The organism is Nocardia sp. CNY236 (assembly GCF_000482385.1).
Lineage (GTDB): Bacteria > Actinomycetota > Actinomycetes > Mycobacteriales > Mycobacteriaceae > Nocardia.
Map to the genome: position 1 here is coordinate 1 of NZ_AXVD01000016.1, position 13,812 is coordinate 13,812.

The 13,812-nt window shown below is 64.5% G+C and carries 8 protein-coding genes; 2 read left to right on the top strand and 6 right to left on the bottom strand.

Annotation, left to right across the window (positions count from 1 at the left end; translation table 11 throughout):
• Nucleotides 1-8,541 (top strand): non-ribosomal peptide synthetase (locus K940_RS0111085; RefSeq protein ID WP_028477601.1); only part of this gene is annotated, 8,541 nt, incomplete at its 5' end.
• 24 nt (nucleotides 8,542-8,565) lie between these two features.
• Here K940_RS0111085 and K940_RS0111090 read toward each other — a convergent pair.
• The 6 genes from K940_RS0111090 to K940_RS0111115 form a co-directional block, all read right to left on the bottom strand.
• Nucleotides 8,566-9,096, bottom strand: a complete 531-nt coding sequence (locus tag K940_RS0111090; RefSeq protein ID WP_028477602.1) for a hypothetical protein — start codon at nucleotides 9,094-9,096, stop codon at nucleotides 8,566-8,568.
• A 52-nt stretch (nucleotides 9,097-9,148) separates the two neighbouring features.
• Nucleotides 9,149-9,949 carry a family 1 encapsulin nanocompartment shell protein gene (locus K940_RS0111095; protein WP_028477603.1) on the bottom strand — a complete coding sequence of 267 codons (801 nt, stop codon included), beginning with the start codon at nucleotides 9,947-9,949 and terminating at the stop codon, nucleotides 9,149-9,151.
• The gene (locus K940_RS0111100) at nucleotides 9,946-10,998 is read right to left on the bottom strand and encodes a Dyp-type peroxidase (protein ID WP_028477604.1); all 1,053 of its coding nucleotides are present in this window, start codon (nucleotides 10,996-10,998) and stop codon (nucleotides 9,946-9,948) included. Before K940_RS0111100 ends, K940_RS0111095 begins: the two co-directional genes overlap by 4 nt.
• Before the next feature lie 105 nt (nucleotides 10,999-11,103).
• Nucleotides 11,104-11,430, bottom strand: a complete 327-nt coding sequence (locus K940_RS0111105) for a cupin domain-containing protein (RefSeq protein WP_028477605.1) — start codon at nucleotides 11,428-11,430, stop codon at nucleotides 11,104-11,106.
• A gap of 195 nt (nucleotides 11,431-11,625) precedes the next feature.
• The gene (locus K940_RS0111110) at nucleotides 11,626-12,126 is read right to left on the bottom strand and encodes a dihydrofolate reductase (protein ID WP_028477606.1); all 501 of its coding nucleotides are present in this window, start codon (nucleotides 12,124-12,126) and stop codon (nucleotides 11,626-11,628) included.
• On the bottom strand, nucleotides 12,123-12,950 hold the full coding sequence (locus tag K940_RS0111115) for a thymidylate synthase (protein WP_051407091.1): 828 nt from the start codon (nucleotides 12,948-12,950) through the stop codon (nucleotides 12,123-12,125). The genes K940_RS0111110 and K940_RS0111115 overlap by 4 nt, the downstream gene beginning before the upstream one ends.
• 44 nt (nucleotides 12,951-12,994) lie before the next feature.
• Between K940_RS0111115 and cobF the strand changes: the two genes are divergently transcribed.
• Nucleotides 12,995-13,738 carry a precorrin-6A synthase (deacetylating) gene (gene cobF, locus K940_RS0111120; RefSeq protein WP_028477608.1) on the top strand — a complete coding sequence of 248 codons (744 nt, stop codon included), beginning with the start codon at nucleotides 12,995-12,997 and terminating at the stop codon, nucleotides 13,736-13,738.
• Nucleotides 13,739-13,812: the final 74 nt, after the last annotated feature.

The following is a 13,812-nucleotide window of genomic DNA, read 5'->3' on the forward strand; positions in this document are numbered from 1 at the left end:
GTCGCGCTCGGTATGCGTCGTTCGGTCGATCTGGTGGTCGGTATGTATGCGGTGCATGCGGCGGGTGGGGCGTATGTTCCGTTGGATCTGGACCATCCCGCCGACCGCACCCAGTACGTGCTCGATACCGCAGCACCGGTGTGTGTGTTGACTTCTGGTACCGATTTGGAGGTCACCGGACCACGGCAGGTGCGTATCGATCGGCTCGATCTGTCGCAGTTGTCCGACGCGCCGCTATCGGATGCGGATCGACACAAACCGTTGCGGTCGGCGAACACCGCGTATGTGATCTTCACCTCCGGGTCGACCGGCCGGCCCAAGGGCGTCGCGGTCTCGCACGCAGCGATCGTGAATCGTTTGGTGTGGATGCATGCCGCGTATGGTTTGGCCGCTGATGATGTGGTGTTGCAGAAGACACCAGCGACGTTCGATGTGTCGGTGTGGGAGTTCTTCTGGCCATTGCAGGTCGGCGCCCGTTTGGTGCTCGCACACCCGGATGGTCATCGCGATCCGGCCTACCTGGCGCAGGTCATCGCGCAGGAACGAGTGACCACGGTACATTTCGTGCCGTCGATGTTGTCGGCGTTCATCACCCAGGAGCGGGCAGCCGAATGCAGCGGACTACGCAATGTCTTCGCCTCCGGCGAGGCGTTGCCCGCCGCGACCGCGCAACAGTTGCGTGCGGTGACCGGAGCACGGTTGCACAACCTCTACGGCCCGACCGAGGCAGCGGTCGATGTGACCTTCCACGAGGTCACCGACGAGGACACGGTATCGGTACCCATCGGCGCCCCGGTGTTCAACACCGAGGTGTATGTCCTGGATACCCGGCTACAACCGGTCCCGGTGGGAGTTGCCGGCGAGTTGTACCTGGCGGGCACGCAGTTGGCCCACGGATATGTCGGTCGCCCTGATCTGACCACCGAGCGGTTCGTGGCCAACCCCTTCGGGGATGCCGGGCGCATGTATCGCACCGGTGACCTGGTGGCATGGACCTCACGCGGTGAGCTGGAATACCTGGGTCGCACCGATTTCCAGGTGAAGGTGCGTGGACTACGCATCGAGTTGGGCGAGATCGAGTCGGCGCTGACCGCGGTGGAGTCGATCGCGCAGGCGGTGGTCGTGCTGCGCTCGGACCAGCACCTCGGTGACCAGTTGGTCGCCTACCTGATCGCGGCCCCACACCACACGGTGGACATCGAGGCCGTGCGCGCCGATCTGACCCACCGGCTACCGGGATACATGGCGCCCGCAGCGTTCGTCGTGCTCGACCAGTTCCCCCTCAACCCCTCGGGCAAGCTGGATCGACGCGCGCTTCCCGAGCCAGTGTTCGAAACCAAGACATTCCGGGCGCCGGTGGAACCGGTGCAAGAAATCGTGGCCGGCGCCTTCGCCGAAGCCCTGGGCGCCGACCGTGTCGGCCTCGACGACGACTTCTTCGCACTGGGCGGCAACTCCCTGATCGCCACCCAAGTAGTCGCCCGACTCGGCGCCGCACTCGACACCACCCTCGTGGTGCGGGATTTGTTCGAGGCATCGACGGTTGTGGGTCTGGCGGATCGGGTCGCGCGTGGTGTGGGTTCGGGTCGGGGTCGGCCGGGTTTGGTGGCGCGGCCTCGTCCGGATCGGGTTCCGTTGTCGCCTGCTCAGCAACGGTATTGGTTCTTGAATCAGTTCGATAGTGCGACCTCGGCGGTGGACAATATCCCGCTGGCGGTGCGGCTGACGGGTGCGCTGGATGTGGCGGCGTTGCACGCCGCGATCACCGATGTCATCGCTCGCCACGAGATCTTGCATACCGTGTATCCACGGTCGGTCGATGGCCCGCATCAGGTTATTGTTCCGGCGTCGCCCTCGGGCGTTGCGTTGACTGTGGTGGATGTGTCCGAGGCCGATGTTCTCGATGCCGTGATCGGGTTCGCTGCGACCACGTTCGATGTGACGGTGCAGGTGCCGTTGGCGGTCGCGTTGTTCCGGATCGCCGTTGACGAATATGTGTTGGCGTTCACGGTGCATCACGTCGCTGCTGACGGGGCATCGATGGGTCCGTTGGCGCGGGATGTGATGATCGCCTATGCCGCGCGGGTGCGAGGAGAGGCTCCGCAGTGGCAGCCGTTGGCGGTGCAGTACGCCGATTACGCGTTGTGGCAGCGCGAGGTGTTGGGTGCGGAGGACGACCCCGAGTCGGTGGCCGCGCGGCAGGTGGCGTATTGGAGCACGGTGCTGGCGGGACTGCCCGATCAGTTGGAGTTGCCCACCGATCGGCCTCGACCAGCACGCCAGTCGTTCCGCGGTAGCGCGATTCGTTTCCACATCGACCCGCGTCGGCATGCACGGTTGCAGGAGTTGGCGCGTGCGCAGCATGCGTCGTTGTTCATGGTGGTGCACGCGGCGCTGGCGGTGTTGTTGGCTCGGTTGTCGGGGACAGAGGACATCGCGGTCGGCACCCCGATCGCGGGTCGGGGTGAACGCGAACTCGATGATCTGATCGGCATGTTCGTCAACACCCTGGTCCTGCGCACCCGCATCGATGCCGGTGAATCGTTCACCGACCTGCTGGCTCGTCAACGAGAAACCGACCTACAAGCCTTCGCCCACGCCGATGTCCCATTCGAACAGCTCGTCGAAGTCCTCAACCCGGTCCGCTCGACTGCCCGTAACCCATTGTTCCAGGTCGGGCTGTCGTTCCAGAACTTGGCCGAGACCAGCTTCGAGTTGCCGGGGTTGAGCGTGAGTGCGGTCGACTTCGATTCCCAGCTGGCCAAGACCGACTTGCACATCACCCTGTACGACCGCTACACCCCCGACGGTGCACCGGCGGAAATCATCGCCGAATTCGGTTACGCCACAGATCTGTTCGACGCGTCCACGGTGCAGGGTTTCGTCGACCGGTTCGAGCGTGTCCTCGATGCGGTTGTCGCTGATCCTGCTGTGGTGGTGGGGGATATCGATCTGTTGACCGTTGAGGAAACTCGACGTGTTGTGCACACGTGGAATGGTGCGGGTAGCGACCTGGATGTGGCGGCGTCGGAGTCGGTGACGTTGGCGTCGTTGATGGATGCTGCGGTTGTGGGAGGGGCGGGGGATGTGGCGGTGGTTGTCGATGAGGTTTCGGGTCGATTCGAGGTGACCTATGCGCAGTTGGATGCGCGGGTGAATCGGTTGGCTCGGTATTTGATCGGGCGTGGGGTGGGTCCGGAGGATCGAGTGGTGTTGGCGATGCGCCGCTCACTCGATTTGGTGGTGGCCATGTATGCCGTGGTCAAGGCAGGTGGGGTGTATGTGCCGGTCGATCCCGAGCAGCCGGCTGAGCGCGTGGGCTACATTCTGGCTTCGTCGGGAGCGGTCTGCGTGTTGTCGACCCGGCGTGAGGATTTCCATCCGGTGTCGGCGGATGGTGCGGTGATCGATGTGGTGTGGCTGGATGAGGTGGAGGTGTCGGGGTTCGCCGATACGCCGGTCACCGATGGTGAGCGGGTGGCGCCGGTGCGGGCGGCCAATACTGCGTATGTGATTTTCACTTCCGGGTCCACCGGCCGTCCGAAAGGAGTCGCGATCACTCATGGCGCGATCGTGAATCAGTTGCTGTGGAAACGCGCCGAGTTCGGGATGGACGCTGCGGATGCGGTATTGGTGAAAACGACCGCGACGTTCGATTTGTCGGTGTGGGAGTACTGGTCGGCGCTCGCGTGTGGCGGCCGGATGGTGCTCGCGACCCCGCAGGGGCATCGTGACCTGCAGTATGTAATGGAGTTGATCACTCGGGAATGGGTGACCACGTTGCATCTGGTGCCATCGATGCTGGAGGCGTTGACCACGCTCGGATTGCCGGAATCGGTGTGGCGGATCCTGGCGATCGGGGAGGCCTTACCGGCGAGGTTGGCGCAGCGGGTGCGTCACAACCGCCCGCGTACGGAGTTGTTCAATCTGTATGGCCCGACCGAGGCCGCGGTGTCGATCACTCATCATCGGGTCAGCGATACCGATCGGCTGGTGGTACCGATCGGTGTGTCGGTGGCGGGTAGCCACACGCTGGTGTTGGACGCGCGCCTGCATCCGGTGCCGGTTGGGGTGGTAGGCGAGTTGTATCTGGCGGGTGTGCAGTTGGCGCGTGGCTACCATGGACGCGCCGACCTGACGACCGAGCGTTTCGTAGCCGATCCGTTCGGTGCACCGAGTGAACGCATGTACCGCACCGGTGATCTGGTGCGGTGGAGTGCGGGTGGGGAGTTGGAGTACGTCGGGCGCGTGGATTTCCAGGTCAAGATCCGTGGGTTCCGGATCGAGCTGGGGGAGATCGAAACCGTGCTGGCGGCCCAGCCCGGTGTGACCGCGGCGGTGGTCGTCGCCCACCACGACTCCCACACCGGTGACCGGTTGGTCGCCTATGTCGTGGTCGCCGACCCCGACCGGTTCGATACCCACACTCTGCGGACTGCGGTGTCGGGTCGGTTGCCGTCCTATATGGTGCCCACACTGGTGATCGCGCTACCAGAATTGCCGGTGACGGTCAACGGCAAACTCGACCGTAAAGCCCTACCCGAGCCGGTGTTCGAAACCCACACCTACCGTCCTCCCTCGACCCCGATCGAGGAAATCATCGCCGCGGTATTCACCGACGTCCTCGGTGTCACTCGGGTCGGTGTCGACGACCACTTCTTCACCCTCGGCGGTGACAGCATCCTGTCCATCCAGCTGGTCTCGCAGGCCAGACTGCGCGGGGTGATATTCACTCCACGTGATGTCTTCGAGCGGTCGACAGTGGCTGCGCTTGCCGAGATCGCCACGCTCGTTGGCGAGGACGGAAACATCCCGCTCGTTGAACTGGCCGGCAGGGGCGTCGGCGAGATCCCGTTGACTGCGAACATGCATCGATTCCTTGCGAGCGGTCACTCTCGCCAACGCCTTGCAAAGACCATGGTGTTGCGTCTGCCCGAGGCCGTCGATCGGGGAAGTCTGGTTGCCACGATCGGGACCGTGCTCGACCATCACGACGTGCTTCGGTCGCGTCTGGGGCGAATCGGTCCGGATTGGCGGTGGGAGACGCTGGAACGAGGCTCGGTCGACGCTGATGCTCTGATTCAACGGATCCAGCTCACTGCCGAACTGGGTGATGCCGCACTGGCCGAGGTCGGCGCCAAGGCATTGGAAGCAGCGCAGAGCAGGCTCGATCCCCCGAACGCCGTGATGGTCCAGTTCGTTTGGTTCGCTTTCGGGGAGACACCGAGTTCCGAGGCCGTCCATGCGGCGGCGGGGGGAATGGACGCCACCAGAGGTATCGACCAGCGCCACGACATGCTGTTGATCGTCGCGCACCACTTCGTGGTCGACAGCGTCTCCTGGGGCATTCTGATCTCTGATCTCGCTGTCGCGTGGTCGCAGGTGGCCGCTGGGCAGCCGGTGACGTTGCCGGTCAACGGCACGTCGATGCGGCGTTGGTCGCACAGCTTGGTCGATGCAGCGCATATGCCGGAACGGGTCGCGGAACTACCGTTTTGGCAGGAGGTCTTGGCTACGCCCGATCCACTACTCGGTGTGCGGCCGTTCGACCCGCAGCTCGACACAGTGGCGAGTGTCGATCGGATCGAAGTGACGGTGCCCACCGAGGTTACCGAGGCCGTGCTCGACACGCTTCCCACGCTCTACCACGGTGACGTGAACGATGGGTTGCTTTCGGCGTTGGCCATGGCGGTTCTCCGCTGGCGTGGCGATGGTTCGGACACCATATTGGTCGAGTTGGAAGGCCACGGCCGCGAAGAGAACGTCGTGCCAGGTGCGGATCTTTCACGCACTGTGGGCTGGTTCTCCACCTCGTACCCGGTTCGACTCGACCTGACCGACGCCGATCTCATCGACGCTTACACAGGCGGCGCTGCGCTGGGCGAGATTGTCCAGTCGATCAAGGAGCAGCTACGTGCGGTGCCCGACACGGGTCTCGGATACGGACTGCTGCGGCAGTTGAACACGGAGACCGCGCAACTGCTCGGCAACGGGGAGGATTCCTTCGATGCCGTCCAGATCGGTTTCAAATACCTGGGTCGGGTTTCAGCTGAGGGGGTCCTCGGACAGCGTGCCGAGATCGGCTGGGCGCCGGTGGACGACCTCGGTCGGCTCGATGCCGACCTGGACCTGGACATGCCGGCCAACGCGACGATCGACATCGACGCAATCGTGACCGACACAGCCGACGGACCACAGTTGGGCGCTTCATTTGCGTTCCCACGCGGTCTGCTCGGCACGCAGCAGGTGCAGGAGTTCGCCGACGGATGGGTCGAGGCGCTCACGGCACTGGCCGAGCATGTGCGCCGGCCAGGCGTAGGTGGTTTCACGCCGTCGGATATGCCGTTGGTGCGGGTACGGCAACACGACCTCGAGCTGTGGGAACGCACCTACCCCGGGCTCGTCGAGGTGTGGCCGCTGTCTCCGCTGCAGTCGGGCCTGTTGTTCCATGCGTTGATGACCCAGTCGACCACGGACGTCTACACCATGCAGGCCGTGGTGGACTTGAGCGGTGCTCTGGACGTGGCTCGGTTGCGGACGGCCGTACAGGGCATCATCGACCGATACCAGAACTTGCGTACCGCATTCGTTTCCGATGTCGAGGGACGCGCCGTCCAGGTAGCACTCGATCGGGTCGAGCTCCCGTGGCGGGAAGTGGATCTCACCGAATTGGCCGTGGAACAGCGGATCGTCGAACTGCGCAAGCAGGTCGCGGCCGATCGGGCGACCCGCTTCGACATGTCCGTCCCGCCATTGCTTCGCTTCACGCTGTTGCGTAGCGCCGACGCGCAATGGCATCTGGCCATCACCATCCACCACATCCTGCTGGATGGCTGGTCGATGCCGCTGCTCATGCGGGATCTGCTGGTGCTCTACGCGGTACGTGGCGATCAGAGTGCATTGCCTCGGGTGCCCTCCTACCGCACTTTCCTGAGTTGGCTGGCCGGGCGCGACCGAGACGCTTCGTTGCGCGCCTGGGCAGACGCGTTGGACGGTGTCACCGAACCCACCCAGTTGGCTGCGCAACCCCGGTCCGCGGAGACCTATGAAGTCGGCAAGCTGGTCACCGAGATCGATGCCGACCACACGCGCCGGATCACCAAGCACGCAGCCGAACTCGGAATCACGGTGAACACACTGGTGCAGGCGGCCTGGGGCATCTTGCTCGGCCGCCTCACCGGTCGTGGTGATGTGATATTCGGTGCGACAGTGTCCGGTCGCCCAGCTGATCTGCCCGACGTCGAATCCATGGTGGGTCTGTTCATCAATACGCTGCCGGTCCGGCTACGGATCGACGATGGTCAGACCATCGGAAGGCTGTTGCAGCGGCTGCAACGGGAGCAGGCGGAGCTCCTCGATCATCACTACGTGGGGCTGACAGATATCCAGAGGGCGTGGCACGCACAGGCCGGAATCTCGGGATCGGCGCCCATGTTCGACACGTTGGTCGTGTTCGAGTCGTATCCGATGGACAAGGACGCTATTGCGGCGGCCAGCTCGATCGACGGCATGTCGGTGACCGGCGTCGGCGTCGATGACGCCACCCACTACCCGCTGACCCTTCTCGTGGTCGCCGAGTCGACGATCCAGCTCACCCTGAAGTACTTGGACAGCCGGTTCACTGCCGACGAGGTGCAAACCCTCGCGCAGCGACTGGTGCGGGTACTCGAAGCACTGCACGGCGATCCGGATGTTGCGGTGGGCGAGATCGATATCCTGGATGCGGCCGAACGTGACCGACTACTGGCCGATTCCGCAGGGGCAGCAGCTTCGGTGTCCGAGCCGGTCGGCCGAGTGGGAGCGCGCACCGTAGCGTCGGTGCTCTCCGAGATGGTCGAGGAGGATCCGGCGGCGCCCGCCGTGCTGGAGGGGGACGAAGAGGTCGCCTACCAGGTGCTGGATCGGCGTTCTTCACAGCTGGCCAGGGTACTCATCGAGATTGGCGCAGGCCCGGGCGACATTGTCGCGGTGGCGCTTCCACACACGGTGGAGTCGATCGTCGCGGTGTGGGCGGTACAGAAGGCCGGTGCGGCGTGCCTGCTCGGGGAAGGGCTCGCAGCGGACGAGCTCTCCGTTGCGGGAGCCGGGTTCGGGATCGCGCTGGAGCCGTTGGCCGACAGTGAGATTCGCTGGGTGGAACTGGGTGACCAGCGCACGCAAGCAGAACTCGCCTCGGCGCCGGCGCACCCGGTGTCGTACGCCGATCGAGTCCGCCCGCTCAGTGCACAGCACCCGGCGTTCGTCGTCGTGACGGAGGGAGAGGTTGTGGTGCTCTCCCAGAGCGAGGCGCTCGCCCAGGCCGAACGGGTGCGTGAGCAGTACGAGATCGATTACGAGTCGACCACGTTTACCACCGCCGCGTCCGGGCGCGTGGCGCTGCTCGAATTCCTTGCCGCTGCCACCGCCGGGGCGCTGTCGGTCCTGCCGACCGGCGATCTCACCGCAGACCTGAGCGAAGGGGAAGTAACCCACTGGTTCGTTGCCCCCGGTGACTCGACCGCAGCGAGTGCCGATGAGGTCCAGATCGTGATCGTGGAGTAGGACTCGCAGAGTGTGTCGAGCGTTCTACCGGGTAGGAGGTGCGATCTGCCAGTGTTCCTGCAGAGCGTTCGCGATCTGAGGGAGCACGGTCACCGGAATCCGCTTGGTCCGCAGGGCCGCGCGGATTTCGGTGACTTGGTTGCGTTTACGCAGATCATAGGCGCCGGAGACGGGTCCGACCACCGGCGGTATGGACAACAGGACGAGTTCGTCGTATGGGTCTTCGGTACCGGACAGATCCAAGGTCAACGACCAACGCGAGTGTTCATCGAGCGTGAAGCGACCCGCCGCCACTCGGTCCCAGGACATGCGGTCTACCGCCCACGGCGTCCGGAGGTAGATGGCGTGCTCGGTGAGCAGGACGACGTCTCTGCTGAACAGCGCCACTGTGGTGGCGATGCCGAAGAGTCCACCGACGAGTAGTCCGGTGAATATGCGGTTCACACCGAACGCAGCTACGACTCCGCCGCAGATCGCGGTGACCACGACGATGCCCAGCGTGCTGTAGAGCGCTGCCCGCCACGCCGGTACCACGCCCGCTCGCACCGATGTCATCCCCGTTGTCTCCAGCCCATGGACGGATCGCTACCTCCCGACCCAGGCACGCTCACACGGTCAGTGCGACGGCAGCCTCTGCGGAGTTCACCAGAAACGTCGAGCTCTGCTGGAAGTAGAGCTGGACCGACGATGCATCGTGCGACAGGTACCCGATGGACAGATCCTGGCCGATGTGCAGATCGAAGTCGCCGCCGCGAGTAGTGAGCACGATCGCTCCGGTTATGGCCGGGGCCCAGATGATCTCACCTTCGGGGATCAGTCGCTCGAGATGCGTGCGGATCGGGTGACCGTGGTCGGCAGTCTCGCTGACGGCGGTGTACAGTTCGGCGCTCAGCAGCACGGAGTACGGCCCGTCGATGCCGGCCAACCGCAAGGCGCTCAATGCTTGCGCGATCACTTCCGGGACCAGTCGGGGGTCGCTGGGCAAGGTGATCGGTCGGTTGGTACTGCTGGCTCGGATGCCGGCGATGTGTGCGGCCGGATATCCTTCGAAAATTGCCCGATCCTCGGCGAATGCGATCTTCTTCGCGGCGCTTTTCACCGGGTCGAGGTCGATGTCCTGGGCGCCCCGTTCGACGTTGTCGAGGTCCTCGCGCGCAAGGGTGAACGGCACTCGCATCTCGACCAGCGGCACGGCCACCCGCTGCCGGGCGAACACTCCGTCACTGGGCGCGTCGATGACCGTGGTATGGCCAGTGCCCACCGCGGAGTAGTCCGTACCGTGCGGGCCGGACATGTCCACGACGCGGCGGCCTGCGATATGCCGCTTGAACGTGCGCGTCGCCTCCTGCTCGATGGCTGTCCACGCTGCGGGAGTGACCGGTGCGAGGTCGCGATGGAGGTTGTTCATGACCGGGAGCTCCTTTTCAATGTGCCGATACCGAGCGCGCCCGTGGTCGAATTCGGGGGTGTGCCCGACGGACTCGGGGGATCGGCCTCGCCGCCGGGTGGTGCGAGTTGCGTCGGCTCCCATGGAGCCGACGGTAAATTGTCGAGAAAATCGATGGTCGGGGTGAAGAACGAGGTACCGGTGACCGCCACGGAGAAATCCAGGATGCGGTCGTAGGCGGCGCGGTCCGTGCCCAGGAACATCCGCGAGAGCATGCGTTCGGTCACGCTCGGTGTGGCGGCGTAGGCGATGTAGTAGGTGCCGAACTCGCCGTCGGCCACGCTGCCGAATGGCATATTGGCTCGCAGGATCTGCAGTTGACTCCCATCTGGATCGATGAGTGTGTTGATCGCGACGTGTGAGTTCGCGGGCTTGTCGTCGTCGGAGAGTTCGACATCGGCCAGTTTGGTGCGGCCGATCACCTGTTGCTGCTCCTCGACCGGGAGCGCGCGCCAATCCGCCAGCCGGTGGGTGTACTTCTGCACGATCACATAGCTCCCGCCGGCGAAGTTCGGGTCTTCGTCGCCGATCAATGCGGCCGCGGTGGCTGCGCGTCCCTCTGGGTTCTCCGTGCCGTCCACGAACCCCAGCAGATCGCGTTGTTCGAAGTAGCGAAATCCGACGGTCTCGTCCACGATTGTCGCTGCCCCAGCCAAGCGGTCGGCGATGGTCATGGCCAATTCGAAGCAGGCATCGTGCGACTCGGCCTTGAGGTGGAACAGCACGTCGCCTGGGGTCGCAGGTGCGGTGTGCCGGGCGCCGGTGAATCCAGGGAAATCGTGGAGTTCTGCGGGCTTGTGTCCGGCGAAGAGTCGGTCCCAGGCTGCCGATCCGATCGAGGTGATGCAGGTGAGGCCGGCGCCCGGTACACGGAAGCCGATCGAGCGGCGCAGCCCATTGATGTCGGCGAGCAGGTTACGTACCGTTTCCTCGCCGCCCTCGTCGATCGTGACGACCACGAAGATCGCTGCTGGCGTGAGCGGTTCGAGGATCGGTTGCGGCTCACCCATGGGCGATACATTACTGGCCGGTTGTGTTGCTCCGTGCGGCCGGTCGGGGTGATGTGTCGCCGCCGTTCGGCGTGATGCGGTCGACGCGAGGTCTACCGCGGCCGACTACTTCGAAACAGTCAGGAGAAAGGTCACATCGTCGATGGCCTTCACACTGTGGCGGGCTCGGGGCACGACGAGCAGATCGCCAGCCGACCCCTTCCATTCGTTGGCCCCACTGGTCAGCGTCAGTGTGCCACTGAGGACCAGCACGGTGGCTTCGCCGGCGTTGTCGTGCTCGGCCAAACTTCGTCCGGCGGCCAGGCCGACCACAGTCTGCCGCAGAGCGTGCGTATGGCCACCATAGACGGTCTGTGAGCTGCGCCCGCTCGTTGCGGTGGCAGCCAGCTTCAGTTGTTGGCGCGCGAGTGCGGTCAGCGACTTCTTGTCCATACACCGCCCCTTTCGCTAATCCCACAGCCGACGCCGGAGTGGTGGCAACGGCTCGAGGCCTCCAGGCGGAACCGGCGCTCGACCGCCACGCTCGAGGCCGAGTGGGACCGACCTGTTGCGAGGCTTCGCCGGTTGGCGCGGGTTTTCCCGCACTTGCCGAACAGCATATCTGGCCGGCTCGACAAGACCACCCTGCTACGGGGATCGGTTGCGGTGATAATGCCGGATGCGGAAGCGCAGCCCGGTGGTGGACGTCCGCCACGGCCCTGGGTCCTCTGGCCGCCATTCCGGTCGGATCGGCGGCGCGAAAGTATCGCCATCGATCGTCGCGTCGATCTCGGTGACATACAGATCGGTCGCGAGATCTACTGCAGTGCAATAGATCTCACTACCGCCGACTACCCATACGGTATCCGGGGCGGTGCGGTCGAAAGCCTCGATCACCGAACCGACACGTTCGGCTCCTTCCGCCGACCAGTCCGGTTGTCGGCTCACCACGATATTGCGGCGACCGGGGAGTGGCCGGAATTTCGCCGGCAGCGAATCCCAGGTGCGTCTGCCCATCACCACCGAATGCCCCCACGTGACGTCCTTGAAATGCGCCATGTCTTCGGGAAGCCGCCAGGGGATGGTGTTGCGCGATCCGATCACGCCGTCCACGGTTTGCGCCCAGATCAGCCCAATCGTACGATTCACACGGCCACCGGAGCCTTGATGGCGGGGTGATGTCGGTACCCGGTCACCGCCACGTCTTCGTAGCGGTAGTCGAACAGTGTGGTCGCCCGGTTCAGCCGCAGCTGCGGGAATGGGTACGGCGTTCTGGCCAGTTGCTCGGTGACTTGGTCGACATGGTTGTCGTAGATGTGGCAATCGCCGCCGGTCCAGATGAACTCGCCCGGCGTCAGTTCGGTCTGTTGCGCGATCATGTGGGTCAGCAAGGCGTAGCTGGCGATATTGAACGGCACACCGAGGAACAGGTCGGCGCTGCGTTGGTAGAGCTGGCACGACAGGGTGCCGTCGGCGACATAGAATTGAAAGAACGCGTGGCACGGCGCCAATGCCATCTTGTCCAGGTCGGCGACATTCCACGCGGACACGATGATGCGTCGGGAGTCGGGGTCGCTACGCAGGGTCCGCAACACCTGGGAGATCTGATCGACGTGCTCGCCGTTCGGTGTTGGCCAGGACCGCCATTGCACGCCGTAGACCGGGCCGAGCTCGCCATGGGGATCGGCCCATTCGTCCCAGATGGTGACCCCGTGGTCGCGCAGCCAGCCGACATTGGAGTCTCCGCGTAGGAACCACAGCAATTCGTAGACGATCGACTTCAGATGGACTTTCTTGGTGGTGACCAGGGGGAAGCCCGATGCGAGGTCGTAGCGTAGTTGGTGGCCGAACAGGCTGCGGGTTCCGGTTCCGGTGCGGTCGGATTTGCTCGCCCCGGATTCCAGTACCAGCCGCAGCAGGTCTTCGTACTGGGTGTCGGGCGATTGCGCCGAATCGAGAGCGTCGTGGGCCACGCCTGGCAACTCTAGTCGTGCGCTGCTCTGGCAAGCTCGGCCGCATGCGGAAGCTTTTCGTGATCGGGATCGGCGCCGGCGATCCCGATCAGGTCACGGTGCAGGCCATCAAGGCGATGCGGCAAGTCGAGACGTTCTTCGTCATCGGCAAGGGGGAGACGAAACACGGGCTGGTCGCTGTGCGGACGGCCATCTTGGACCAGCACATGGACCGGCCGTATCGCATCGTCTCGATCACCGACCCGCCACGCGATCGGACACCCGCGGACTATGTGGACACCGTCGCAGGCTGGCACGATCGCCGGTCGGCGGTCTTGGAGTCCGCCTTCGCCGGCGTCACGGGTGTGGGCGGAATCTTGGTGTGGGGTGATCCGGCGTTGTACGACAGCACACTGCGGATGATCCAGCGGGTGCTCGACCGGCGTGCGATGCACTTCGACTACGAGGTGATTCCGGGTGTTACCAGTGCGCAAGCATTGGCTGCCCGACATCGCGTGGTGTTGCACGGTGTCGGTGAACCGGTGCATGTCACCACCGGTCGGCGGTTGCGTGCGGAGGGGCTCGGCGCCCACAGCACCGTGGTGATGCTGGACGGCGAGTGCTCCTTCACCGCAATATCGGGCGATGACGTGCATATCTGGTGGGGTGCGTACTTGGGGATGCCGGATGAGACATTGATCGAGGGTCCGCTGCCAGCCGTGTGCGACCAGATCGTGCGTCGCCGCGCCGAACTGCGCGACCGCAACGGCTGGATCATGGACATCTACCTGCTGCGTCGTCGGGGGTGAGTCGTCGGGGGTGAGTCGTCGGGGGTGAGCACACGCCAAGCCAGGAGAACCAACCGATCGTCGGGGTGGCTCGG

What these genes read in the sequence shown, in the direction of transcription:
- K940_RS0111090 (WP_028477602.1), bottom strand. Translation starts at nt 9,096, where the DNA reads ATGACATCGGTGCGAGCGGGCGTGGTACCGGCGTGGCGGGCAGCGCTC.
- K940_RS0111095 (WP_028477603.1), bottom strand. Translation starts at nt 9,949, where the DNA reads ATGAACAACCTCCATCGCGACCTCGCACCGGTCACTCCCGCAGCGTGG.
- K940_RS0111105 (WP_028477605.1), bottom strand. Translation starts at nt 11,430, where the DNA reads ATGGACAAGAAGTCGCTGACCGCACTCGCGCGCCAACAACTGAAGCTG.
- cobF (WP_028477608.1), top strand. Translation starts at nt 12,995, where the DNA reads ATGCGGAAGCTTTTCGTGATCGGGATCGGCGCCGGCGATCCCGATCAG.
- K940_RS0111100 (WP_028477604.1), bottom strand. Translation starts at nt 10,998, where the DNA reads ATGGGTGAGCCGCAACCGATCCTCGAACCGCTCACGCCAGCAGCGATC.